Here is a 21447-nt window from a genome sequence, read left to right as displayed (position 1 = left end):
CTCGGCGGCGTTCACTCCATGCAACTGGAAAACGCTCTTTGACGTATCCATGCCAATTCGGATAATCTGCTCCACGGACGGTCTCCCTCGATTGATGTCTTAACGACTCACTCTGGCACATTGCGATGCCGTTGGGAGCCGTCCACCCCAACAGTGCTCGTCACAGGGATCCAGCAGCGCCGCGTCTGCGGCGCGGGAAGTGTTCTTTCAGCCCAAGGACTTGGTCTGGCTGGATTCCTGTGACGAGCACAGGAATGAGGGAAATCAAAGAAGCGGCGGCGGCCCGAATCTCCAGCACAGACAGGGGAAAGGAGAGACGGGCCGAGTGTGAGCGGTGTTCGGCCGGCATACCGCCTCTCATAGTGATCTGATGCGCCTGCACTGGCTCGGCCGTCGACTCGGCGATTATTTCTCGGTCCCGTCCGGGGAAACCTGCTGCGACTCGCCGCCGGTGCCGGTCTGTGCCGTGGGATCCCGGTCGGTCGGGACGGGCTGTCCGGTGCCGACGCTGCCTGTCTGCTCCGGCGAGGGCGCCGGTTGGATCTGTTCGGTTTCGGTCAGGCGGTCGTTGTCGGTGCTTTCACCCCAGATTTCGACGGCGCCCCAGGCGAGGAGGGCGAGGAACAGTCCGCCGACGAGGACCCCAAGCACCGGAACGCCCGTGCGACCCTGCTTGGCTTCCTCACCGGTGAAATTCTCTCGATCCGCTCCGTGCGTTGCCGAGGCCGGATCGCCGCGTTCGTCAAGATATTTGGCCATCGCTTTGACTCCACTGGCTATCTACAGCGCCGCGCCTCAAGAGAGGCGAAAGGTCGGTGTAGCACCTTGAATTGCTGCATTTTTCGTCCTTGGACCGGCTAGGATCCGAGGATACATGCAGTAGGGAACGGAGCGGGGGCCGACAATGTTCCGTGATCAGTCGCCGGGCGGCCAGGAGTCGGCGACGCTGCGGCGAACGAGCTTATATGTATGGTCGGGTTGAACCTCATAGGTCTCGAAGACCATGGTGCCCTTATGAAGGAACCGGTTCTGGATCATGGTCCCAGGGGCCGCACGGGTCTTCCGAGAGGAGGCAGTTTCTCCATAGGTGAGGCTTCCCGGAAGCGGCTCCAGGTCGGGAGGGGTCGCGGTGCAGGCTGCAAGCGCAACCACGCAGAGAAGCATGAGGGCTATTTTCTTCATCAATTGTCCTTCGCCTTGCTGTTTGGAGCCGATGGCCGACCGGAAGACGGTTTACGGCAGATCGAAGGGGTGCCGCAATCATTGCGTGCCGGGAAAAGCTTCGGCTCGGTTAAATTTTTCGAACCGCTTGACGGCGCGTTCGCGCTTCAGTCTGGAAAGCCGTCGAATCCAGAAGATACCGTTGAGCTGGTCGATCTCATGCTGCAGGCAGACCGCCATCAATCCCTCGGCTTCTTCCTCGCGGGTCTCGCCGTCCAGCGTTTGAAAGCTGACGCGCACGCGCGCCGGCCGCTCCACTTCTTCCGTGACACCGGGCATCGAGACACTGCCTTCGCTGTGGCGCACCGTCTCGCTCGACTGCCAGACGATTTCCGGGTTGACGAAGCTGCGCGGTCCTATCTGCGGGTCGACTTCGATGGCGGTCAGCCGCTGCAGAATGCCGATGTGGGGCGCGGTGATGCCTATGCCCGGGGCTGCGCGCATGGTGTCGACGAGATCGTCTGATAGCTGGCGGAGAGCGCCATCGAACCGGCTGATCTGCTCGGCTGACGTCGTCAGCAGCGCACTTGGAAAGCGTATGATCGGTCGGACAGCCATGAGAAATGTCTCTGCTCGGGTGAGTGGTCGGGCCGGCGCCCGGTGGGATCGTCACATTCGTTTCATCATTTCCTATGTTTTTGCAACAGCTTGGATAAATGTTCCGAGGCGGATCGCCGATCTCGTCTCGACTGTGGACTGAGGCGGAGCTTTGCGCTAGCAGGGCAGAGGAGCCGTTCCGGCGCGGGCTCGGTCGGCGGTAATCTCTGGAGGGGGCCATGAGCAGCACCGGCGACGACGACCGCGGTTCCGACGAGATCGCTGTCCACGGCGACTCGGACATCTACGCTGAAGACGGCTCGGTACGCTCCGATTTCCTGATGCATGTCGGCGCCGCAATCGCGGATCGCGATATCATTTACCTTCGCCAGCATGTCGCCGGCCTCCATGCGTCGGAACTGGGCGACCTGATCGAGGCGATTCAGCCGGAGCAGCGTATCGCACTGGTTCTGCTGCTTGGCAAGGATTTCGACCTGGCTGCGCTGACCGAGGTCGATGAAGGAATCCGTCTCGACATCGTCGAACATCTGCCGAACGAGCAGATTGCCGAGGCGATCGGAGAGATGGATTCCGATGACGCGGTCTACATTCTCGAGGATCTCGACGAGGAGGATCAGGACGAGATCCTCGCCAAGCTTCCCTTTACCGAGCGCGTCCGCCTGCGCCGCTCGCTCGATTATCCGGAGAGCACCGCCGGGCGGCGCATGCAGACCGAGTTCGTCGCGGTGCCGCCTTTCTGGACCGTCGGCCAGACGATCGATTACATGCGCGAGGACGACGACCTTCCCGAAAGTTTCACGCAGATCTTCGTCATCGATCCGACTTTCAAGCTGCTGGGGGCAGTCGATCTGGACCGGGTGCTGCGCGCTAAGCGCTCGGTAAAGATCGATGCGATCATGCGTGACACAAGCCATTCGGTGCCAGCGGAAATGGACCAGGAGGAGGCGGCGCAACTCTTTGAACAGTATGACCTCCTCTCGGCCGCCGTCGTGGATGAAAACGGCCGGCTCGTCGGCGTGCTGACGATCGACGACGTGGTCGACGTGATCCAGGAAGAGGCGGAAGAGGATTTCCTGCGCCTGAGCGGCGTCGGCGACGAAGAACTGTCGGACTCGGTCGCGGAAGCCGCGCGCTCACGCGTTCCCTGGCTTTTCATCAACTCGATGACGGCTTGCGTTTCTGCCTCGGTCATCGGCCTGTTCGATGCGACGATCCAGCAGATCGTCGCACTTGCGGTCCTGATGCCGATCGTCGCAGGCATGGGCGGCAATGCCGGATCGCAAACCATGACCGTGACGGTGCGTGCGCTCGCAACCCGGGGGCTCGATATTCACAACGCGCCGAGAATCATCCGCCGCGAGGCGGGCGTCGGACTTTTGAACGGCGTGATCTTCGGTTCGTTCATCGGGCTTGTTGCGGGACTTTGGTTCCAGAATCCCGACCTCGGCGGCATCATCGCGACCGCGATGCTGGTCAATATGATGGCCGCCGCGCTCGCCGGCATCCTGATCCCGATTCTGCTCGAAAGATACGGTGCCGACCCGGCGGTCTCTTCCGCCGTCTTCGTGACGACCGTCACCGACATAACCGGCTTCTTCAGCTTTCTCGGCATTGCCACTTGGTGGTTCAGTATCAGCTGAGGTGCGACGCACGCGGGGGCGCCGTGTTTGACTTTTACGTCAAAGTCAACAATAGTTAAGGCGCGTCTTTGATGGAATGGCTGCGTGAACAAATATTATAGCATTACCGAGCTGACCCGGGAATTCGGCATCTCGACCCGGACACTGCGCTTCTATGAGGATGAAGGTCTGATTCATCCGGAGCGTCGTGGCCGCACGCGTCTGTTCCGCCCCGCCGACAGGCACCTAATAAAGGAGATCCTGCGTGGCCGGCGCATTGGCTTTACCATTGCCGAAATTCGCGAGATCATTCAGGTCTACAAGGATCCGCCGGGTGAGATGGGCCAGCTGCAGCTCTTGATCAAGCGCGTCGAGGAGAAGCGCGAGGACTTGCGGCAGAAGCGCAAGGACATCGAAGACACACTTAGCGAACTCGACAATGTCGAAGAGGCCTGCCTCACGCGCCTTGCCGAAATCGGCGTCGGCACCTGACGATCCCTGATTTTCTGCGTATTCGTTTCGTACGCCGATGCAGCCAGTGAAAGGCGGCTCGCATACGCGAGCGCTGGCGTAGGGCACCCAAAAAACTCCCTCATTCCTGTGTGCGTCACAGGAATCCAGCCAGCCCAAAGCCCTGGGCAGACTCTTCCATCTCCGCTCAAATCCAACGGCTCGTGTGCCGGCAATATCGCTCGAACTCGAAACCGAAGCGCGACAGCAGGTGCCGCTCCTCCTTGCGGATCGCGAAAAGCGTGGTCAATCCGACCGCCGCGATTGCCATGATGAAGAACCAGGGGTTGATCGTCGCCAATCCGAGGCCGGTCATCGCCAGCGTGTAGCTGAAATAGATCGGGTTGCGGGTGAAACGAAATGGGCCGCAGGTAACGAGGCAGGTGGCGCACCGGTTCGGAAGTACGGCTGTGTGGCGGTCAAGGAGGGTTTTGACGGCCCAGAGATCGATGGTGATCGCCAGCACGACAAGGCCGTAGCCCACCAGCGAGAGGATCCAGCTGTGCTCGTGCGCCACCGGGATCGGGAAAAGGTGGCCCAGGGCCAGCGCGGTGAGAACGGCCGCGCCATAGAGCAGAGGCGGCCATGGAAACTTCAGCGGCTTGGCACGAAAGGCATTCATGTCCTAGTCCCCCGACTGTGCCTCTCCTGATTGTGCATCCATTGTGCACTGACCCGCGATTCGCGCAATGCGTTCGTCCGTGCTCACGTCGATCTTGCCCAGGTTCAGATCGTCGAACAGGTTCTGTTCCTTCAAGCCGGCGAGTGTGCAACCGCAAAAGGCGCTGCAGGAGATCGCGGAATTTTCATTGCTGCATGCCCGTTCGCAATTCAGCAGATAGACCTGTGCCGGATCCGGCGTCGGGGCGGGAACGGCGAGAGAGAAGAGATAGACTGCCGCGATGAGCAGCGGCTGGTGGATGAGATATATCAGAAGGCTGTGACGGCCGCCAAAGGCGAGAGGCGTCATCCACGGGAGCTTACGGGCCCCGGCGCTTCGGCTGCGCCGGGCGGAAAATAGCGGGTGGAGCAGCTTCGCGGTGCCGAGGCCGAGCAGGAAAGGGGCAACCCACGGAAGCAGAGGAACGTAGTCATTCGAGCGCGGGATCGCTTCCGAGAGGCCGACCCACCAGAGCGCCGGCATGTCGAAAAACGACGAGCGCAGATAGAGGGGAGCCGCGAAGGCCGCGGCGGCTGCAAGAAAGGAAACGGCGGCCGGCAATTTCAGAAAAAGGAGGCCGACGAGGCTTGCCGCGGCAATGGCGTGAAGAATCCCGAAGAAGATGAACGACTGGGGGAAGGCGAACCAGGTCCCGATGCTGATCAGCGCGGCTGCGCCGGCGATCTTCGCGAAACGTATGGCGAAAGCGCGCGGACGGAGTTTCGGGAACTGGCCGAGCACGAGGCTGTAACCGGCAAGAAACAGGAAGCTGCTGGCAATCAAGCGTGCAAACATCCGCCAGCCGCCCGTCCCGGCGGTGCCGGCCGCGACATAGCCGAAGAATTCGAGGTCCCAGACAAAGTGATAGAGGGCCATAGCGACGAGGGCCAGGCCGCGCAGCGCATCCAGGAGGACCATCCGGTTGGTTCCGGTCACCTCCGTGCGCATTTGCACTTCAGGGGTCGTCGTCGCGCTGTGTTCGGACATCGAAGAGTCGCTCTGCTGCTGGAGGTGGTCTACGAGGGCGTCTCATTTCAGTCGCGTCGCGAATATGTTGAAAGGAGGGCCGCCAGTCATTCGATTGCTTACCGCAAACCGCCGACCGGGTGCAATCGCTGCAGCCTATGGCGCATTCTCGATCAGCGCGGCGCGCGCTTCGGAGAAGAACTGCCGGCGCGCGAGGACGAAGATGACGAGGGCGGTAAGCACCATGAACACATAGGGGCTGATGAACCAGCCGAGATAGCCGATCGACAGGAAGATCGCCCGGAGCCCCGCATTGAAGTGCTTGGCCGCAAGTATGTTCATGCGGATCGCACGCTCCGCGGCGCGCTCGGCCGCCTTCTGGTCGCGTTGCATGTCCGCCGTCATCGGTATGCCGCCCATCAGGATCGAGCAATAGTTGAACAGCCGGTATGACCAACCGAACTTGAAGAAGGAATAGCCGAAGAGGCAGGTCAGTCCGCCGACTTTCAGTTCGAAGGCGGTCCGCCCGCTTCGGAATATCTGCGGAAGGTCGCTGAAGATCATCTGCACTTGGTCTGTCGCGCCGAGCAATGCGAAACAACCGCCGAGCGCGAAGATCGTCGTCGAGGCGAAGAAAGCGGTACCGGCCTGCAGCCCGGCGATGATCTGCGTGTCGATCATCTTGAGATCGCGATTGAGCGAATTGCGGATCCAGCGCGCCCTGTGCTCGTTCATCAAACGCGTCAGGCTGACGCGGTCGAAGCCGCGCCCCCCGTCGGAAGCCCAGCTGAAGCCGGCCCAGAGGAGCACGAAGATGACGAGCGCGAGGTAATCTTCAGAGGTCATAGCGGTGTTTTGGCACGGCCATCCGAAAATGCAAGATGGACGCATGTCGGCCTGTCTTAAGATTCACGGCGAAATCGAGGCGACAGCACCGAGCGGGCGCTGCGGGGGTTCCACCGCTTGCACACGGCTTTGTGTCCGCGTCCAAGGCGTCCCGCATCGGTTTGACACTATTTCGCCATATTTCACCATTGCGCGTTAACAGATTCTTCGCTATTGGACGGCCACACGACTTAATGGTTACCGAGCTTCGGTATTCGGAGACATCATGGACAAAACAGTAGAGAAGTCGTGCTGGGGCGTGACGGTTCGCGCCGTGGCGGGTTTCGGGGGCGTTCTCGTTCTCGCCTATCTCTTCGGCGGCTTCTGAAGACAGATTGAAATGTCAGGCGTTGCAGTTCACGGGCTGCAACGCTTTTTTTTGACCGCTCTCGATCGCCGATCACATGCGCTGTTCTTCAGTGGCATGTCGCACCAACAGAATCCGATGTCGGTCGGTCGCCTGACGGGTCGGCATAGGATCGCTTAGGGTTCGATCCTATATTAGGAACGATCGACACCGCCCGAGCAGGAAAACGGTCGGCTTCGGTCCTATCATCGACGCAAATGTGGAGCTCATCGGCTGCAACGTTGCGTCAGGCTCTGGGCAGGCAATTCATGTTTCTTTCCGTCTTCGACGTTTTTAAGATCGGTATCGGTCCATCGAGCTCACACACGATGGGGCCGATGTCGGCCGCCAACAGGTTTCTCGATCTCATCCTGTCGGATGAATGGCCGCGACCGTCTCACGCGGCTGTCGGCGCCATCAAGGTAAGCCTCCATGGATCGCTGGCGCATACAGGCATCGGACATGGAACGGGCAGGGCGGTCATTCTCGGCCTGATGGGCGAGCGGCCGGATCTCGTCGAGCCGGACAGGATGGACGGGATCATCGAGCAGGTGGAGCGTACGGGCCGCATCACCCCGCCGGGCCATCCGGGCTATATATTCCAGCCGAAAACCGATCTGGTCTTCGACAAGAAGACGCCGCTGCCGGGCCATGCCAACGGCATGTCCTTCTCCGCCTTCGACCGGGACGGCCGGCTGCTTCTGAAACGCATCTACTATTCGATCGGCGGCGGCTTCGTGGTGACCGATACGGAACTGGACGCGATGAGGGCCCAGAAGAACAAGCCCGCCGGCGTAAAGGTGCCCTATCCCTTTGCCACGGCTCAGCAGATGCTCGACATGGCCGCGCGCTCCGGGCTGACGATCGCCCAGATGAAGCGCGCGAACGAGGAATACAGCATGTCGAGGGACGAGCTCGACGCCGGGCTCGACCGCATCTGGACGGCGATGAGCAGTTGCATCGACCGTGGCCTCAGCCAGGACGGCATCATGCCGGGCGGTCTGAAGGTGCGCCGCCGCGCCCGGGCGATCCACGACAAGCTGCAGGAGGAATGGCGCTCCAACAAGACCAATCCTCTCCTCGCGAATGATTGGTTGAGCGTCTATGCGATGGCGATCAATGAGGAGAATGCTGCCGGCGGCCGGGTGGTGACTTCGCCGACCAACGGCGCGGCCGGCGTCGTTCCGGCGACGATCCGCTACTATCTGCATTTCCACGACGATGCCGATCAGGAAGGCATCCGGGATTACCTGCTGACCGCAGCGGCGATCGGCGGTATCATCAAGCACAACGCCTCGATTTCCGGCGCGGAGGTGGGCTGTCAGGGCGAAGTCGGATCGGCGTCGGCGATGGCCGCGGCGGGTCTTGCCGCCGTCATGGGCGGAACGCCCGAGCAGATCGAGAATGCGGCCGAGATCGCGCTCGAACACCATCTCGGCATGACCTGCGATCCGGTCGCAGGTCTCGTTCAGGTGCCGTGCATCGAACGCAATGCCCTCGGCGCCGTCAAGGCGGTTACGGCCGCCTCGCTCGCACTCAAGGGTGACGGCAAGCATTTCGTGCCGCTCGACGCCTGTATCGAGACGATGCGCCAGACCGGCGCGGACATGAACGAGAAGTACAAGGAAACATCGACCGGGGGTCTCGCGGTCAACGTGGTCGAGTGCTGAGCGATAAGTCTGAAGCCGATGGGGCTGTGGACGAATATGCCCGGACGGCTTGACCGCAGCCGTCGGCCGGGTGTTCAAGATTTGCCATGGCTTTGCATCTCATCAAACTCTGTGTCGGTGCCGAATCGATCGAGGACCTGCGCGAATGGGTAGCGCGCAGGGCCCTGGCGGCGATCGCAGCCGGGCAGCAGCCGCACTCCTTCCACACGACCCGGATGGTCCCGAAGCGGGCGGAAGAGCTTCTCGCCGGCGGTTCGCTCTATTGGGTGATCAAGGGTTACGTTCAGGCGCGACAGCCGCTGATCGGCATCGAGACCTTCACCGACGGCGAGGGCATCGGCCGCTGCAATCTCCTGCTCGGCCCGGAAGTCATGGAGACGGAAACGCAGCCGCGTCGGGCTTTTCAGGGCTGGCGCTACCTCGAGGAGAAGGAAGCCCCGCGCGATCTTGCCTCGCTCGCCGATGGCGGTGAGATACCGCTCGAATTGCGGCGTGAACTTGCCGAACTCGGGCTGTTATAGCCGGCGGGCGGGAAGAGGCGCTTGCTAACCGCTACGCGCTTCTCCTGGGTGCTTTAAGGCGCGTGAAGATTCGGGATAGGATACCCGCCGCTTGCTTGAACCGATCCCTGTGCTCGTCACAGGGATCCAGCCGACCAAGTCCTTGGGCTGAAAGAACGCCTCTCGCGCCCCAGACGCGGCGCTGCTCTCATCACTGTGACACGCACAGACACGAGGGGGAAGCTGGCCTTCGTTGTTTATTGCAGGCGCATTCTGAGAGGGTGACTACGACCCGGTGCCGCGACATGCAGATGGATGTCGGCCCGAGGCTGGGTCGAACGCCAAGCGCGCGCGCCGTGTGTAAGGAGCATACCCACCAGGTCGCGCGTCTTTGCCTTGGACCGGTTCAGACCGATGTCGGCGATGCGCATGGCCGCCTCATGCAATGGATGCAGCCGGATGCGCGAAGACCTTGCTTTCCGGTCGGAAATCAGGCTGTCGCCGGGGACGTTCTCGTTCATTGCCATGCTGACCTCGTTACGCTGTACTAATCCGAGGAGGACAGCCGGAAAACGTCCGGCTGCCGCTGCAGCGCCGCGCGTCTCAGCCGCGCAAAGGTCGCTGTAGCACTTTGGTTGCCGCATGCTTTGTCCTTGGATCGGATTGGATCAAAGGAAACATGCAGTAGATGGCGTCTCTTACTGCTGGCTCGCCCAGCAAGCGAAGCCCTTCTTCTTCAATGCCCTGCATGCGTTGACGGCCTTGTCCTGGTCGTCGAAGCCGCCGAAGCGTGCGCGGTAGAGCTGAGCTCCGCCATTGCTGAAGGCGACCGTGAAGGGGGTGGCGTTACGCAGTGCCTTGCCGCCCTTTTCCTTGGCATTGTCGAGCAGCGTCATGGCCTGCGTCTTGTCGGGCGTGGCGCCGATCTGGATGACCCAGCCCTGCATGCCGACATTGGCTTCGGTGCGCGCTTCGGCCGCGGCAGGTGCTGTTTCAGCGGTGGCGACCGAATTGGTGATTTGCGTATCGACGTCGCCAGCGGCTTCCGGCTCCTGGGCAAGTCTGGCGCTCTGTGAATCGAGCGTGTTCGGCGCAATCTTGGCTGCAAGCACGGGATTGTCCGATGCCGCTTTCGTCGATGCATAGGCCATTGCGACGCTGCCGGCGCTTTCGCCTGTGTAGCGGAAATCCGGGACCGGGCCGGTATTCGGCAGGTCCATCGCTGCCGACGCGACAGCCGCGGCGGTTGCCGGCCGAACTTCGGCTTCGGCTACCGTCGTCACGGGTTCGGCCGGAACCTCGGCGATCAGATTGCCGCTGCCGCGGCGCGATGCGGAAGGCATGTATTTCGCGACGAGCTTGCGCATCTGCGCATCGCGGGCGCCACCGGACGTGCCGCCCATGACGACTGCCACGATGCTGCGCCCGTCGAACTGGGCCGAGGTCACGAGATTGAAACCGGATGCGCGTGTATAGCCGGTCTTGATGCCGTCTACTCCGCGGACGTTGCCGAGCAACCGGTTGTGGTTGCCGATCGTCTGCTTGCCGAAACGGAAGCTGCGCGTGGAGAAATAGTCGTAATATTGCGGAAAATGCTGCCGGAGCGCGATACCGAGGCGGGCCTGGTCGCGGGCGGTCGTCCGTTGTTCGGAATTGGGCAGGCCATGGGCGTTGCGATAGGTGGTGCGCGTCATGCCGAGCGCGCGGGCCTTGTTGGTCATCATCCGGGCGAAGCGCTGCTCCGAACCGCCCAGGAGCTCGCCAAGCGCCGTTGCCGCGTCATTGGCGGAGCGCGTCACCAGCGACAGGATCGCCTGCTCGACGGTGATCGATCGGCCGGCGCGCACACCGAGCTTCGACGGCGGCTCTGCCGACGCCTTTTTGGAAAAGGGAACAGGGGTGCTTTTGCTGATCCGTCCGGCTTCAAGCGCCTCGAACGTCAGATACAGCGTCATCATCTTCGTCAGCGAAGCCGGGTATCGTAACTGATCAGCGTCTTCGCCGTAAAGAACCTTGCCGGTTTTCGCGTCTACGACGATGCCGGCATACTTGGAATTCGCGAATGCGGGCGCCGAAAAGGTCAGCACGGCGATCAGGCCGGCAAGAAAAATCCGCCCCACAACTTCTGAAAAGACGCCGAACGGGCGTTTCGCGAGATCAAAAAAAACGGATTGAGACACTGTATTGCTCTTCATTCACATATCAGGGGTGCCGTCCGGACGCCGTCTCCGGATACGACCTTTCCCGAGACAGTATCGGGATAGCGTTACCAATCGGTTTATGATGAACGATTGGTTGCCCGCCACCGGTCGTTTTGTTCAGGATCGACACCTTCAGCCCGCACTAGATCATGATGTCTTGGTAGGCTCGGCCGGAAACCCCGTGCGTACTCCCCCATCCCGTTCTAGCCGGCGCATTGGCTGCATCACGACTCTTCGTCAAAATCACGGCACGAGATGTGTGCTGATGTAAGTTTCTATCGAATCTTCGATGGTACGCCACTGCGGCAGCAACCTGCTGGAGAAACGGTAAAGAACGATGAGGTCCTTGCCCATGTGAACGTCGCGCTGGCAATCGGCGCTGGTCGATGCCGCGGGGTTCTCGGGAAGCACGCAGCGCAGCACATAGGCAGGGCGTCCGTCCCTCTCGGCGGTGAAGAAGACTTCGCCGGCATAGCTGGAATCCGGCTTTGCGTCATACCTAGTGAGGCCCTCGGGGCCGGCCTGCGGCGCGTGCTGCAGGACATGGCGGTAGACGGGGGCGAGACGCCCCGACATGTCGCGAGACATCGTACTTTGCGCGACCTGCAGGAAGATCAGATTTTCCGGCCGGCTGACATCGTCGAACAATGGCCGCGTCTCCTCGCTGTAGCCTTCGAGCCCCGGCCAGGTGAGATAGAGATCCACGCGCTCAACGATGCTCGTGTTACGTTGGTTTTCGAAGCGAATGACATTCGCGGGCAGGCGCAAATGGTCCTGGCCGATAAAGATGTCGTAGGTTTCGCGGCTCGCAGTGTGGCCGGCCTGGGCGAGATGTCGACCGAACCAGCGCCCGGAAAAGGAGAGGGCGATCGTCAGCGCAAGGAGGATCACGACGGCTGCGGCAACTGTGTATACGGAGCGGGATGAAAGGAGCGGCAGTAGTTCCGGTTCGGGAATGTGGGGCGGGTTCATGGCTGCGCCGTGGGATACCTGATCAGGGGCGCGTTCTATCCGCTCGAAGGCCAATGGACCTCGCCGCGCGGAACTCGCTCGCGGCCAAGGCTCGTCCAACTTGGTTAATTTTGGGTGAAGCGTGGCGGCCGCCCGGGAAAATCCGCCCGGGCGCGGGCGGGGTGCCGACGGGGGCCGAGCAGAGGCGCAGGCCGTGGCCTGCGCCTGCTCATGTCCTTACTGCGCGCTGACGCTGCCGACGGCGAGAGCGCGACCATCCTGCAGTTTCACCCAGCGGCCTGCATGGTCCGAGGACTGCCGCTTCAGGTAGGTATATTCCGTGTCCGACCAGAGCAGCACCTTGCTGCGCATGTTGTCGAGAACGAAGTCGCCGCGATCGGTGCGCACCGTCAGGACGGCATGACCGTCGCCATTCGGCTGCAGGACGACGGTGATCAGTAGATCGGCGGGGGAGAAGCCGCTTTCGATCAGCTTGCGGCGCTTCAGCAGCACGTAATCCTCGCAGTCCCCGACGGCGTCCGGGTAGGACCAGTTTTCCTCGACACCATGGATCTCCATGTCGGTCATCGGAGCGATCGCCTGATTCACCTCGTAGTTGATTTCGAGGATCTTCTTCCAGCTTTCGCGCGTCAGCTCCGCCGGGCCAGGATCCTTGCCGATGGCCTGGCATTCGGAGGGATTGGCCTTGCAGAACTCGTAATGCCCGATCGGCGGGTTGGTCGCACCGCCGACCGTCATGTTCGCCGGCGCCGCGTAAGCCGCCCCAGTGATGAGGCCGGTGGCAAGGGCTGCGGCAGCGATCGCCATGGTGATGATTGTGCGCATGATTGTCTCCCCGTTGTGGTTCGACATTGGCACAGAGTTTTTTACCGGCGGCGAAGATCAGAAGTAAAAACAAGAACAAACTCGAATAACATAAGAATAAAAATTGAGGAGAACTGTAATAAAATTCGATTCAAACTTTATCGATTTTTATGCCGCTTGTCGGCGCCCACCGGGAGCGACCACGGTAAAAGTCCGCATAAGCCATTGAATATTATGAAAAAAGATGGTCGCAGCGAGCGTGGCAGGGCCGCGTTTGCGCGTCCCGCCAGCCATGCGGCCGGTGACGGTATGACGCATCGGAGCCATCAGGAAGTAGTGCCAGATCGCTGGGAAGAGTAACGCCCGGTTTACCAGAAGCTATTTCTGTTGCCGGCCCGCCGCGGAAGAGTCGATTTGCACTGGCGAGGGCAGAGGCCTGGTCCAGGCGGTCCGCCGAGCAATCGCCGCCTCTGCGGACGTTATTCCGGGGCTACGTCGGGTGCGCTTACAGAAACTCGGTCAGCGCCTCGCGGGACTGTATCCCGGAGAATTCGATGGCGACGCCTTCCTGGAAATGACGGACGATCCTGCCCTTCATATTGCCCAGCCTGACCGCCGATCCTACGGCGGGCCGTGTGTCGATGTCGACCGCCGCGCCGGAGAGCGAGAGGTCGATGATCCGACAACTGTATCTCTCGCCGGTATCGACGGTGAGTTCCGTCAATGTCTTGCGGGGCGCGAGCCGGTCATGGCGCCGGTCTTCCGGCAGACCGAGTTCGTGTTTGTTGGCGATCCAGGTCAGCTGTGCCGCAAGCTTCTCGCGCTTGCGCTCCGTGGCGTTGAGCTGAATCACGAACGTATCGTCCGCGACGCGTGACACGGTGCCTTCGAGGCGACCTACATGGTCGACATAGGCAATGATACGCTCCCCGCCGCGCGGACGCGCGGGGGAGGTTAAGAGAACGTCGCCCGGCGACATCTCCAAGGCGGTACAGTCATACTCCTCGTGACTGGCAAGCATCAGTCGTCCCGAAAGATTGACCGAAACGCGCTGAAACGCACTTTCCTGATGTGGTTTCGGGGCGCTGTTCTGCGCATGCTGGAAGGAGAACATGATCACTCTATGATGGATATAGTTTGCAGGCGAAAGTATAGACCGCACCGATTAACAGAAGGTTCGCTCAGTTTCGTCTTCCACCCTCGAAGACGCGCAGGTGCTGCGTCACGCGGAAGGGGCGATCGCGGGCATCGATGCGGCTGGCGGTCAGACCGGCAGTGGAGCATTCAGACGCGGGGAATGCGGCACACCGGCTGTCGAGGACAAGGTGCTGCAATGGCTTCATGTGCAGCCATATCGGACGGGACAGCGGCGACAGCGCGCCGAGTATGCGGTCGCCCGTACCGTCGGGAGAGGCGAGCGGGGTGAGCAGAACTTCCACGTCCAGCCGATCTCCGGTTGCGGTTGCGCCGGACGCGGTCAGAAGCATCGGCGTGCATCGCTTCACGACCTCAACGGCGATGCCGGCAGCCTCCTCCTGCTGTCCGCCGAGCCACAAGGCGGAGAATTGACGGTGGCGGAGTTCGTCGCCGAACAGGCCGCAGATGTGGGTGCCCGCGAGACGAAAGTGTATTCCGCCGTCCGCCTCCGCCTGGAGGATGAAGATGTTGGGCAGGAGTGAACGAATATCGGCGGGCTGGATTTCGTCACGGCGCGGGAGATCGCGGTCGCCGCGAACTTCGTTCCAGTATTGAAACAGTTCCATTGTCGTTCTGCTGCGCATTTTTGCCCGATCGGTCGTTGTTGCGGCGCAGACCGTCCCGAATCGGGATAGCCGGCGGCCTATTGGGTGTTCCTTGAGTGCATGGAGCGATTTTCGTGCCAGCGCGAAATTAAGGTTAACGGCCGGTTTCGATTGCGCTCGACGCCGGCGGCTGCCATTTCATTCGGCAGCACTTCACGAAGGATTGCCTTCAGCACATCGACTGATACGCGCGGAACGGCGCGTGACGCCGTTCAGTTTTCACTGGACGGCGTTTTTTTGTTTGCTTATCCCTTGCGCGCTGCTGTGGGCGGTTCGCCGCCGTCTGAGCGCAATCGCAGCGACCGAAGGGAAGAGGCAGCGATGGAACGGGATCAGGCGGCAACATCACCGGAAACCGATGTCGAAAGTACCGGCGTCCGCAGTCGCGAGCCCGCCTTCAATCTTCCGCCGGGGCTGACCGGCATCCTTTTGTTCCTGATCGCGGTCCATGTCTTGAGGACCTATGTTCTGCCGGCTGAGATCGACCAGGAACTGATCCTCAACTTTGCCTTTCTGCCGGTGCGCTACACGCTGCCGCTCGGTGAGCAGGGGCTGGTCTGGCTCTGGACCCCGGTGACCTATTCCTTCCTGCACGGCAGTTGGGAGCATCTCATCTTCAATGTCTTCTGGATGGTCGCGTTCGGCGCACCCGTCGTCAGACGGATCGGGATGGCCAGGCTCGCCTTGTTCTGGTGCCTGTCGGCGGCTGCCGCCGTCGGATTGCATATCATCTTCCATTGGGGCGAGATGGCGGTGGTGATCGGGGCTTCGGGAGTCGTTTCAGGCTTGATGGGGGCGGCGGCCCGGTTCGTATTTTCCCCGAGCGGTCGCATCAGCCGCCAGTTTGCCCATCTCAATCGGCGGCTGTCGTTCGTGGAGACGCTCACCAACCGGTCCGTGCTCGTCTTCACCGGGATATGGTTCCTGACCAATTTGCTGGTGGGCTTTGGCATTCTGTCGATCGGAGGGGCGGGAAGCGTGGCCTGGGAGGCGCATATCGGCGGTTTCCTCTTCGGCTTCCTTCTGTTCGCATTCTTCGATCCCCGAAGGCAGGAGAGGTGAGGCACTGCCAGCCGGAAGAAGCTTCCACCGGCGTCGGGCGAGGGTGCGCCAATCGATTGTGTCAACCGCGGAATTTTTCGTGATGACTGATTTCGCCGCAGAGGCGGACGGCTTTCTGCAGAAGCCTTGATTTCCTGAAGTCGCTGGAGCACCATTCATCACGGCCGCCGAATTGCTCGAGGCGACCGCGGAAAAGGCCGGGTGCCGGCGTAGCTTTGTGCTCGAGGAGGCGAAGGGCTGCGCAGGCGCCGGAATGGGTACGGGTTTCCTGCGGCCATTTGCACTGTCATCGCGGTCTTCCTTCCACCGGAGGAAAGTGCAGTGACCGGCACGGACGGAAACTCTTCCCGTCGGCCCGGTTTTGTCGCAACGGGAGATGTGCGCATGTCGGTGAAAGCGATTCTCAACGAAAAAGGCAGCAACGTCGTCACGGTCACGGCGCAGGTGACGGTGCAGCAGGTCGCGACTTTACTGCATGAAAATCATATCGGAGCCGTTGTCGTCGTCGATCCGGAGGAGCATATCGTGGGCATCATGACGGAGCGCGACATCGTCGCCTCGATTGCCAGATATGGTGCCGCCTGCCTCGACAAGCCGGTTTCTTCCGTCATGTGGCAGAACGTCTATTGCTGTCGCGAAGAAATGTCTGTCGACGCGCTGATGGAGATGATGAGTAAATTTCGCGCGCGTCATCTACCCGTGGAGCGGGAAGGCCGGCTGGCCGGCATTATTTCGATTGGAGACGTGGTGAAATATCACATCCGCGCCATCGAGAACGAGGCCGAACAGATCAAGGCCTATATCTCCGGCTAAGGCCTGTTGAGATTCATTTTGAGTTTACGACGGCTGACCGTGCGCCACTCGACTCCTGTGACAAGCACAGGAATGGAGAAATCAAACAAGCGCGCCGGGTGTACGGATCTCAACGGGCCTTGGAACACTTGGGCCGATCCGCAAGTTCTCCCGGCCTTTCAACGAGGCAGCGGTTCCTGCATGCGCCGGATTTCCGAAAGCTTGATCTTGGCTTCCTGATAACCGCGCTCGATCGCTTCGCCGGCGCGGTGGAATTCCGAAAGTCCGATATCGTTCAGCTTCGGGTGGAGCGACAGATCCGGCGGATCGCCAGCCAGCCGGGCGCGCGAAATGCGGTCCTGAATGATGTTGAAGGCCTGGACCATCACACTGGTCATGCCGAGCCGTGCCGAAAAACGGTTTGTCTCCGTCGCCGGCGCGTCCGGCGTTTCCATGCCGGCACTGTGCTTGACGACCGCCGAGCGGCCGTAGACGTCGTAGTTCAGGTTGACGGCGACGACGTGCAATTGCTCATGTGCGCGGCAGACCGAAACGGGAACGGGGTTGACCAGCGCGCCGTCGATGAGCGTCCGGCCATTGGCGTTGACGGGCTCGAAGATGCCAGGCAAGGCGTAGGATGCGCGAATGGCGGTAATCAGGGATCCTTTCTCGATCCAGACCTCGTGGCCGCTGTAGACTTCCGTGGCGACGGCCACGAAGGGCCGGTCGAGATCCTCGATACTGAGGTTCTGCAGATGTTCCTGCATCCGCTTGGTGAGCCGCAGACCGCCAAAGAGGCCACCGCCGCCGATCGCGAAATCGAGCAAGCCGGCAATACGGCGCACGGTAAGCGAGCGGGCGAAAGCCTCCAACTCATCGAGCTTGCCGGCGAGGTAACAGCCGCCGACCAGCGCACCGATCGATGTGCCCGCAATCATTCCGACTTCGATGCCCTCCTCGTCGAGGGCTTTCAGGACACCGATATGGGCCCAACCTCGCGCAGCACCGCCGCCGAGCGCCAGCGCGATCCTGGGTTTCACGGACTGGGAAATGGGTGGTTCTGGAGGAGTGGTCGTGATCGATGACCCGTTCGCGCCGGAAAGATCGGCGATCTGACTGTTACGCGTGAATGTCCAGTTCAGCATCCGGCACCTCCGACACCGCCGAATAGATTAGCTTCCGACACGGCCCTGCAGCCCTACTACCGCATATTCCTGGAACCGAAGCGATTCGGCCATCGAAACATGCCGGTGCCGGCTTCACGTTTGGTCGCTGAAAGTCTGACACCATGATCGAGATATAGCACTGAACCGGCTACAAAGGCGGCCCGCCCGATAAACATTGGATACAGCCTGCAACACATTTTGGTACTCCGCCGTTACCGCGGGAACCACTTACAAGATTAATGATTAGATGCCCGTTTGGTTGCCAAAAGATGAATATATCACCCAGGTGAACCAGGAAAATGCAGATGCTCAGTTGCCGGCGTAAATCTGCGCCGGATCGAAATGCCTGTGGTCGTCGGTGATCGCCACTTTTGCTTCGCCATCGGTGACGCCGACCGTCCGATAGAAGCACGAGCGGCGCCCGGTATGGCAGGTAGCATCGTGGCCAGCCACAGAGACTTTCAACCACACGGCATCCTGGTCGCAATCGGTTCGTATTTCCCGGACGGTCTGCAAATTGCCCGAGCTTTCGCCCTTCTTCCACAGGCGTTCGCGTGAGCGGCTGTAGTAATGCGCGATTCCGGTTTCGAGCGTGAGGGACAGCGCTTCGGCATTCATGTGCGCGACCATCAGCAATTCGCCGTCGCGGGCATCGGTGACGACGACCGTGATCAGACCCTTCTCGTCGAAACGCGGGGTGAAGGCCGGGCCGCTTTCCAGTTCGGCCTTGTCCTGCGGAGGGGATGCAAAAGTGAGCGTCATAGTCCGAGCTCCACTACAGCGCCGCGCGTCTCGGTCAGACGCGCAAGGTCGCTGTAGCACTTGGGGGTTGCTGCATGCTTTTCAACATGCGGTGGCGGAGCTTACTTGAAGCCCCGGAGCATCGTCATGAAACGGACCTGTTCGGCCGGCTCGCTCTTGAACGCACCGGTGAAGGTGGTCGTCAGCGTCGTCGCGCCCTGCTTCTTGATGCCGCGCATCGCCATGCACAGATGCTCGGCCTCGATCATCACCGCCACGCCCCGGGGCATGAGGGTCTCGTCGATGGCCTTGGCGATCTGCGCCGTCATCGCTTCCTGCGTCTGCAGGCGACGGGCGTAGATATCGACGACCCGGGCGATCTTGGAAAGGCCGAGCACGCGGCCGTTCGGCAGATAGGCGATATGAGCCTTGCCGATGATCGGCACCATGTGGTGCTCGCAATGCGAATAGAACGGGATGTCCTTTTCCAGCACGATATCGTCGTAGCCGGAGACTTCCTCGAAGGTTCGCCCGAGCACGTCTTCAGCCACGAGATCGTAGCCGCCGAAAATTTCCCGATACGCCTTGGCGACGCGCGAAGGCGTGTCCTTCAGGCCTTCTCGTGCCGGATCTTCACCTGCCCAGCGCAACAAGACGCGAACGGCTTCTTCGGCTTCCTTCTGCGTCGGACGACCTGTGTCGTCGAGCACAGGAAAATTCTTCACTATGGCGTCCATATGGCCCCTTCAAGCAATACGAAATTGCTGACGTTTTATCTTTTCGGACAACTCGCCATTGGCCATACGCCTAACCCTGCAGGCTTGGGTTCCGTTGGCGGGCTCCGGGGCTTTCGGGTCTCGGCTTAGCAGTGCACTGGACCGTCCGGCACGGTTTCCCAAACAACAGGCGACATTTGATCCCCTTGCGGAACTGTCACCCCAACACGACATAGCATATAGTATGGTGCCACATGGATAAAAGAGCCCGAATGCGCCACGCCTTGCTTTTTTCCCGCCGCCTGGGGAAAATCATGCGCCGAACGCCCGAAACCGCGAAAAATCCACCGGATTCCTAAATGATAGACGACATTTACAACAGCAGAATTCTCGAATTCGCAGGGAATATTCCGCGCCTCGGAATGTTGACCGATGCCGACGCCGAAGCCGCCGCGCATTCCAAGCTTTGCGGCTCGAAGGTGAGGATCTGGCTGAAGATGGACGGCGACGTCGTCATCGACTTCGCCCATGACGTCAAGGCCTGTGCGCTCGGCCAGGCGTCCTCATCCATCATGGCGCGCCATGTCGTGGGTGCCCATGCGGACGAGATCCGGCAGGCCCGCGAGGACATGCTGGCCATGCTGAAGGCCGATGGGGAGGGGCCATCGGATCGTTTCGAAGACATGCGCTTTCTGAAGCCCGTCAAGGACTACAAGGCGCGTCATGCCTCGACAATGCTGACTTTCGATGCCGTCGTCGATGCCATCGGTCAGATCGAGGCGAGGCGCCTCGCCGCGGCCGTCTGAGCCATGTGCCCTCAGCCCCATGCCGATCATGCATTCACCCGTGGCGATGCCGGTGCCGCCGGAGGGCGGAATTGGTCCGGGCCGTTCCGCAAGACGCCGGGGCGCCTCGTCGGCGTCACCCTGATCCGCGCCTATCAACTGACGCTGTCGAGTTTCATCGGCAATTCCTGCCGGCACTTGCCGACCTGTTCGGAGTACGGCTTCGAGGCGATCGCCCGATACGGCCTCTGGGCCGGCGGGTGGCTGACCTTGTTCCGGGTCATCCGCTGCGGCCCGGGCGGAACCCACGGATTCGATCCGGTGCCGGAAAGCCTCGCACCGCGCCAGCGCTGGTACACGCCATGGCGCTACTGGCAATTACGCCGAAAGGACGCATGAGAGCCGTGACCATTCCGATGGAGTACCGGCAGGCCTCTGCGGATTTCGACCGGTTCATCGTCGACGCACGCGATATCGCCGCTCTTCAGACAACCAATCAGGCCTATACCATGGTGCAGGCGGTGCTTTACACTTTCCGCCGTCGCCTCGACATCTCCGGCGCCCTGCTTTTCGCCAAGGCGCTACCGCCGGTCCTTCGAGCGATCTTCATCGCCGACTGGGACCTGGAGGAGCCGACCGTGCCCTTCTGCGAACGCCGGGCGATGACGCGCGAGGTGCAAGCCTTCCGCGGCAATCACAACGTCTCTCCGGAAACGGCGATCGCAGATGTAGCCGCGGCGTTGCGGCGCAATATAGACGAAACGCTGCTCGATCGCGTGCTCGCGCGCCTCCCCGCGGGCGCTGTCGATTTCTGGCGGGCTTGAGGCGAATGAAGGCTTACGTCGCCCTGCTGCACAGCATCGTTCTCGCCGGCGGCCGGCGCGTCGTTATGGACGACTTGAAGGCAATGGCCGAAGCGCTCGGCTACAGGGCGCCGCGCACGCTCGTCGCCACGGGCAATCTTCTGTTCGAGTCGCCAGAAAGGCCGCTCGCGGAATTGGAGGCCGAACTCGAAGGGGCTTTCGAGAAGACCTTCGGCCGTCACGTCGACATCATCCTTCGTTCCGCGGAGGACTGGTCGAGACTTGCGGCAGGCAACCCTTTTCTTGCGGAAAGCGAAAGGGATCCTGCGAGCGTCCACGTGCGGGTGATGCGCTCTCCTCTCGAAACCGACATGCGGGAAAAACTGCTCGGCCATTGCTCCAGGGGCGAGCGCGTGGCCATCGTCGACGGCGATCTCTGGGTCGATTTTGCCGGCAGGGCGAGCGAATCGAAGTTGCTCGGGGCGCTAACGACCAAACGGCTCGGCATCGGGACGGTGCGCAACTGGAACACGGTGAGGCGACTGCGTGGAATGGTTGCCGGTTGAGCGGCCGCCGCGCCTTTACTCCACGGTGAAAAAGCTTTATCAGGCCCGCGAACCGGCCTGGCCGGCAAACCATACCACCCGCATTCGTTGGCGGGACTGGA

The 21447-nt window shown here is 61.2% G+C and carries 25 protein-coding genes; 10 read left to right on the top strand and 15 right to left on the bottom strand.

Annotation, left to right across the window (positions count from 1 at the left end; genetic code table 11):
- Window positions 1–405: 405 nt before the first annotated feature.
- The 3 genes from BHD07_RS30390 to BHD07_RS30380 form a co-directional block, all read right to left on the bottom strand.
- On the bottom strand, window positions 406–759 hold the full coding sequence (locus BHD07_RS30390; protein ID WP_100673972.1) for a hypothetical protein: 354 nt from the start codon (window positions 757–759) through the stop codon (window positions 406–408).
- A gap of 156 nt (window positions 760–915) precedes the next feature.
- Window positions 916–1182: a hypothetical protein gene (locus tag BHD07_RS30385; RefSeq protein WP_003536727.1), complete on the bottom strand. Its 267-nt coding sequence runs from the start codon at window positions 1180–1182 to the stop codon at window positions 916–918.
- Between the two features lie 78 nt (window positions 1183–1260).
- Complete coding sequence (locus tag BHD07_RS30380; protein WP_100673971.1) at window positions 1261–1779, bottom strand: peptide deformylase; 519 nt, start codon at window positions 1777–1779, stop codon at window positions 1261–1263.
- 218 nt (window positions 1780–1997) lie between these two features.
- Here BHD07_RS30380 and mgtE point away from each other — a divergent pair, with 218 nt between their 5' ends.
- Window positions 1998–3419 carry a magnesium transporter gene (mgtE, locus tag BHD07_RS30375; RefSeq protein ID WP_100673970.1) on the top strand — a complete coding sequence of 474 codons (1422 nt, stop codon included), beginning with the start codon at window positions 1998–2000 and terminating at the stop codon, window positions 3417–3419.
- A gap of 84 nt (window positions 3420–3503) precedes the next feature.
- Window positions 3504–3890 carry a MerR family transcriptional regulator gene (locus BHD07_RS30370; RefSeq protein WP_003536722.1) on the top strand — a complete coding sequence of 129 codons (387 nt, stop codon included), beginning with the start codon at window positions 3504–3506 and terminating at the stop codon, window positions 3888–3890.
- A 166-nt stretch (window positions 3891–4056) separates the two neighbouring features.
- Here BHD07_RS30370 and BHD07_RS30365 read toward each other — a convergent pair whose 3' ends face one another.
- From BHD07_RS30365 to BHD07_RS30355, 3 genes are all read right to left on the bottom strand, one after another.
- On the bottom strand, window positions 4057–4530 hold the full coding sequence (locus BHD07_RS30365; RefSeq protein ID WP_100673969.1) for a methyltransferase family protein: 474 nt from the start codon (window positions 4528–4530) through the stop codon (window positions 4057–4059).
- Between the two features lie 3 nt (window positions 4531–4533).
- Window positions 4534–5556 carry a heparan-alpha-glucosaminide N-acetyltransferase gene (locus BHD07_RS30360; RefSeq protein ID WP_100673968.1) on the bottom strand — a complete coding sequence of 341 codons (1023 nt, stop codon included), beginning with the start codon at window positions 5554–5556 and terminating at the stop codon, window positions 4534–4536.
- A gap of 135 nt (window positions 5557–5691) precedes the next feature.
- Entirely contained in the window at window positions 5692–6426 is a 735-nt protein-coding gene (locus BHD07_RS30355) for a DUF599 domain-containing protein (RefSeq protein WP_198516849.1), read from the bottom strand.
- Window positions 6427–7035: 609 nt separating this feature from the next.
- Here BHD07_RS30355 and BHD07_RS30350 point away from each other — a divergent pair.
- Both BHD07_RS30350 and BHD07_RS30345 read left to right on the top strand, forming a co-directional pair.
- Window positions 7036–8436 (top strand): L-serine ammonia-lyase, encoded by a 1401-nt coding sequence (locus BHD07_RS30350; RefSeq protein ID WP_100673966.1) that lies wholly within the window; start codon window positions 7036–7038, stop codon window positions 8434–8436.
- Window positions 8437–8522: 86 nt separating this feature from the next.
- The gene (locus BHD07_RS30345; RefSeq protein WP_100673965.1) at window positions 8523–8957 is read left to right on the top strand and encodes a DUF1489 family protein; all 435 of its coding nucleotides are present in this window, start codon (window positions 8523–8525) and stop codon (window positions 8955–8957) included.
- Window positions 8958–9193: 236 nt separating this feature from the next.
- Here BHD07_RS30345 and BHD07_RS30340 read toward each other — a convergent pair whose 3' ends face one another.
- The 6 genes from BHD07_RS30340 to BHD07_RS30315 form a co-directional block, all read right to left on the bottom strand.
- Window positions 9194–9463 carry a hypothetical protein gene (locus BHD07_RS30340; protein ID WP_100673964.1) on the bottom strand — a complete coding sequence of 90 codons (270 nt, stop codon included), beginning with the start codon at window positions 9461–9463 and terminating at the stop codon, window positions 9194–9196.
- 171 nt (window positions 9464–9634) lie between these two features.
- Window positions 9635–11131, bottom strand: a complete 1497-nt coding sequence (locus tag BHD07_RS30335) for a D-alanyl-D-alanine carboxypeptidase (RefSeq protein ID WP_100673963.1) — start codon at window positions 11129–11131, stop codon at window positions 9635–9637.
- Between the two features lie 249 nt (window positions 11132–11380).
- Window positions 11381–12109: a hypothetical protein gene (locus tag BHD07_RS30330; protein WP_100673962.1), complete on the bottom strand. Its 729-nt coding sequence runs from the start codon at window positions 12107–12109 to the stop codon at window positions 11381–11383.
- A 216-nt stretch (window positions 12110–12325) separates the two neighbouring features.
- Entirely contained in the window at window positions 12326–12934 is a 609-nt protein-coding gene (locus tag BHD07_RS30325; RefSeq protein ID WP_275598055.1) for a transglutaminase-like cysteine peptidase, read from the bottom strand.
- Window positions 12935–13418: 484 nt separating this feature from the next.
- Window positions 13419–14027: a PilZ domain-containing protein gene (locus BHD07_RS30320; protein WP_100673960.1), complete on the bottom strand. Its 609-nt coding sequence runs from the start codon at window positions 14025–14027 to the stop codon at window positions 13419–13421.
- 67 nt (window positions 14028–14094) lie between these two features.
- Window positions 14095–14676 (bottom strand): PAS domain-containing protein, encoded by a 582-nt coding sequence (locus tag BHD07_RS30315; RefSeq protein ID WP_234819298.1) that lies wholly within the window; start codon window positions 14674–14676, stop codon window positions 14095–14097.
- A gap of 360 nt (window positions 14677–15036) precedes the next feature.
- Here BHD07_RS30315 and BHD07_RS30310 point away from each other — a divergent pair, with 360 nt between their 5' ends.
- Window positions 15037–15777, top strand: a complete 741-nt coding sequence (locus BHD07_RS30310; RefSeq protein ID WP_100673959.1) for a rhomboid family intramembrane serine protease — start codon at window positions 15037–15039, stop codon at window positions 15775–15777.
- Between the two features lie 384 nt (window positions 15778–16161).
- Complete coding sequence (locus BHD07_RS30305; RefSeq protein WP_018097838.1) at window positions 16162–16590, top strand: CBS domain-containing protein; 429 nt, start codon at window positions 16162–16164, stop codon at window positions 16588–16590.
- A gap of 158 nt (window positions 16591–16748) precedes the next feature.
- Here BHD07_RS30305 and BHD07_RS30300 read toward each other — a convergent pair whose 3' ends face one another.
- The 3 genes from BHD07_RS30300 to folE all read right to left on the bottom strand — a co-directional run bounded on the left by BHD07_RS30300 (window position 16749) and on the right by folE (window position 19213).
- Window positions 16749–17714: a patatin-like phospholipase family protein gene (locus BHD07_RS30300; RefSeq protein WP_018097837.1), complete on the bottom strand. Its 966-nt coding sequence runs from the start codon at window positions 17712–17714 to the stop codon at window positions 16749–16751.
- Between the two features lie 330 nt (window positions 17715–18044).
- Entirely contained in the window at window positions 18045–18497 is a 453-nt protein-coding gene (hisI, locus tag BHD07_RS30295; protein WP_018097836.1) for a phosphoribosyl-AMP cyclohydrolase, read from the bottom strand.
- 101 nt (window positions 18498–18598) lie between these two features.
- Window positions 18599–19213 (bottom strand): GTP cyclohydrolase I FolE, encoded by a 615-nt coding sequence (folE, locus tag BHD07_RS30290; protein ID WP_003534700.1) that lies wholly within the window; start codon window positions 19211–19213, stop codon window positions 18599–18601.
- A 338-nt stretch (window positions 19214–19551) separates the two neighbouring features.
- On the opposite strand from folE, the gene BHD07_RS30285 reads away from it, so the two are divergent.
- Genes BHD07_RS30285 through BHD07_RS30270 form a run of 4 tightly spaced genes read left to right on the top strand, consistent with a single transcriptional unit; the run spans window position 19552 to window position 21346 of the window.
- Entirely contained in the window at window positions 19552–19998 is a 447-nt protein-coding gene (locus tag BHD07_RS30285; RefSeq protein ID WP_100673958.1) for an iron-sulfur cluster assembly scaffold protein, read from the top strand.
- 3 nt (window positions 19999–20001) lie between these two features.
- Window positions 20002–20376 carry a membrane protein insertion efficiency factor YidD gene (gene yidD / locus BHD07_RS30280; protein WP_018097834.1) on the top strand — a complete coding sequence of 125 codons (375 nt, stop codon included), beginning with the start codon at window positions 20002–20004 and terminating at the stop codon, window positions 20374–20376.
- Complete coding sequence (locus BHD07_RS30275; protein WP_338284143.1) at window positions 20373–20801, top strand: DUF2267 domain-containing protein; 429 nt, start codon at window positions 20373–20375, stop codon at window positions 20799–20801. Before yidD ends, BHD07_RS30275 begins: the two co-directional genes overlap by 4 nt.
- 5 nt (window positions 20802–20806) lie before the next feature.
- Window positions 20807–21346, top strand: a complete 540-nt coding sequence (locus BHD07_RS30270) for a DUF1697 domain-containing protein (protein ID WP_100673956.1) — start codon at window positions 20807–20809, stop codon at window positions 21344–21346.
- Window positions 21347–21447 lie beyond the last annotated feature (101 nt).

Origin of the sequence: Sinorhizobium sp. KGO-5, assembly GCF_036245905.1 — a bacterium.
GTDB lineage: Bacteria > Pseudomonadota > Alphaproteobacteria > Rhizobiales > Rhizobiaceae > Sinorhizobium > Sinorhizobium meliloti_A.
This window is presented reverse-complemented; position numbering and strand designations above follow the sequence as displayed.

What these genes read in the sequence shown, in the direction of transcription:
- BHD07_RS30390 (WP_100673972.1), bottom strand. Translation starts at nt 759, where the DNA reads ATGGCCAAATATCTTGACGAACGCGGCGATCCGGCCTCGGCAACGCAC.
- BHD07_RS30385 (WP_003536727.1), bottom strand. Translation starts at nt 1,182, where the DNA reads ATGAAGAAAATAGCCCTCATGCTTCTCTGCGTGGTTGCGCTTGCAGCC.
- BHD07_RS30380 (WP_100673971.1), bottom strand. Translation starts at nt 1,779, where the DNA reads ATGGCTGTCCGACCGATCATACGCTTTCCAAGTGCGCTGCTGACGACG.
- mgtE (WP_100673970.1), top strand. Translation starts at nt 1,998, where the DNA reads ATGAGCAGCACCGGCGACGACGACCGCGGTTCCGACGAGATCGCTGTC.
- BHD07_RS30365 (WP_100673969.1), bottom strand. Translation starts at nt 4,530, where the DNA reads ATGAATGCCTTTCGTGCCAAGCCGCTGAAGTTTCCATGGCCGCCTCTG.
- BHD07_RS30360 (WP_100673968.1), bottom strand. Translation starts at nt 5,556, where the DNA reads ATGTCCGAACACAGCGCGACGACGACCCCTGAAGTGCAAATGCGCACG.
- BHD07_RS30355 (WP_198516849.1), bottom strand. Translation starts at nt 6,426, where the DNA reads ATGCGTCCATCTTGCATTTTCGGATGGCCGTGCCAAAACACCGCTATG.
- BHD07_RS30350 (WP_100673966.1), top strand. Translation starts at nt 7,036, where the DNA reads ATGTTTCTTTCCGTCTTCGACGTTTTTAAGATCGGTATCGGTCCATCG.
- BHD07_RS30345 (WP_100673965.1), top strand. Translation starts at nt 8,523, where the DNA reads ATGGCTTTGCATCTCATCAAACTCTGTGTCGGTGCCGAATCGATCGAG.
- BHD07_RS30340 (WP_100673964.1), bottom strand. Translation starts at nt 9,463, where the DNA reads ATGGCAATGAACGAGAACGTCCCCGGCGACAGCCTGATTTCCGACCGG.
- BHD07_RS30335 (WP_100673963.1), bottom strand. Translation starts at nt 11,131, where the DNA reads ATGAAGAGCAATACAGTGTCTCAATCCGTTTTTTTTGATCTCGCGAAA.
- BHD07_RS30330 (WP_100673962.1), bottom strand. Translation starts at nt 12,109, where the DNA reads ATGAACCCGCCCCACATTCCCGAACCGGAACTACTGCCGCTCCTTTCA.
- BHD07_RS30325 (WP_275598055.1), bottom strand. Translation starts at nt 12,934, where the DNA reads ATGCGCACAATCATCACCATGGCGATCGCTGCCGCAGCCCTTGCCACC.
- BHD07_RS30320 (WP_100673960.1), bottom strand. Translation starts at nt 14,027, where the DNA reads ATGTTCTCCTTCCAGCATGCGCAGAACAGCGCCCCGAAACCACATCAG.
- BHD07_RS30315 (WP_234819298.1), bottom strand. Translation starts at nt 14,676, where the DNA reads ATGGAACTGTTTCAATACTGGAACGAAGTTCGCGGCGACCGCGATCTC.
- BHD07_RS30310 (WP_100673959.1), top strand. Translation starts at nt 15,037, where the DNA reads ATGGAACGGGATCAGGCGGCAACATCACCGGAAACCGATGTCGAAAGT.
- BHD07_RS30305 (WP_018097838.1), top strand. Translation starts at nt 16,162, where the DNA reads ATGTCGGTGAAAGCGATTCTCAACGAAAAAGGCAGCAACGTCGTCACG.
- BHD07_RS30300 (WP_018097837.1), bottom strand. Translation starts at nt 17,714, where the DNA reads ATGCTGAACTGGACATTCACGCGTAACAGTCAGATCGCCGATCTTTCC.
- hisI (WP_018097836.1), bottom strand. Translation starts at nt 18,497, where the DNA reads ATGACGCTCACTTTTGCATCCCCTCCGCAGGACAAGGCCGAACTGGAA.
- folE (WP_003534700.1), bottom strand. Translation starts at nt 19,213, where the DNA reads ATGGACGCCATAGTGAAGAATTTTCCTGTGCTCGACGACACAGGTCGT.
- BHD07_RS30285 (WP_100673958.1), top strand. Translation starts at nt 19,552, where the DNA reads ATGATAGACGACATTTACAACAGCAGAATTCTCGAATTCGCAGGGAAT.
- yidD (WP_018097834.1), top strand. Translation starts at nt 20,002, where the DNA reads ATGTGCCCTCAGCCCCATGCCGATCATGCATTCACCCGTGGCGATGCC.
- BHD07_RS30275 (WP_338284143.1), top strand. Translation starts at nt 20,373, where the DNA reads ATGAGAGCCGTGACCATTCCGATGGAGTACCGGCAGGCCTCTGCGGAT.
- BHD07_RS30270 (WP_100673956.1), top strand. Translation starts at nt 20,807, where the DNA reads ATGAAGGCTTACGTCGCCCTGCTGCACAGCATCGTTCTCGCCGGCGGC.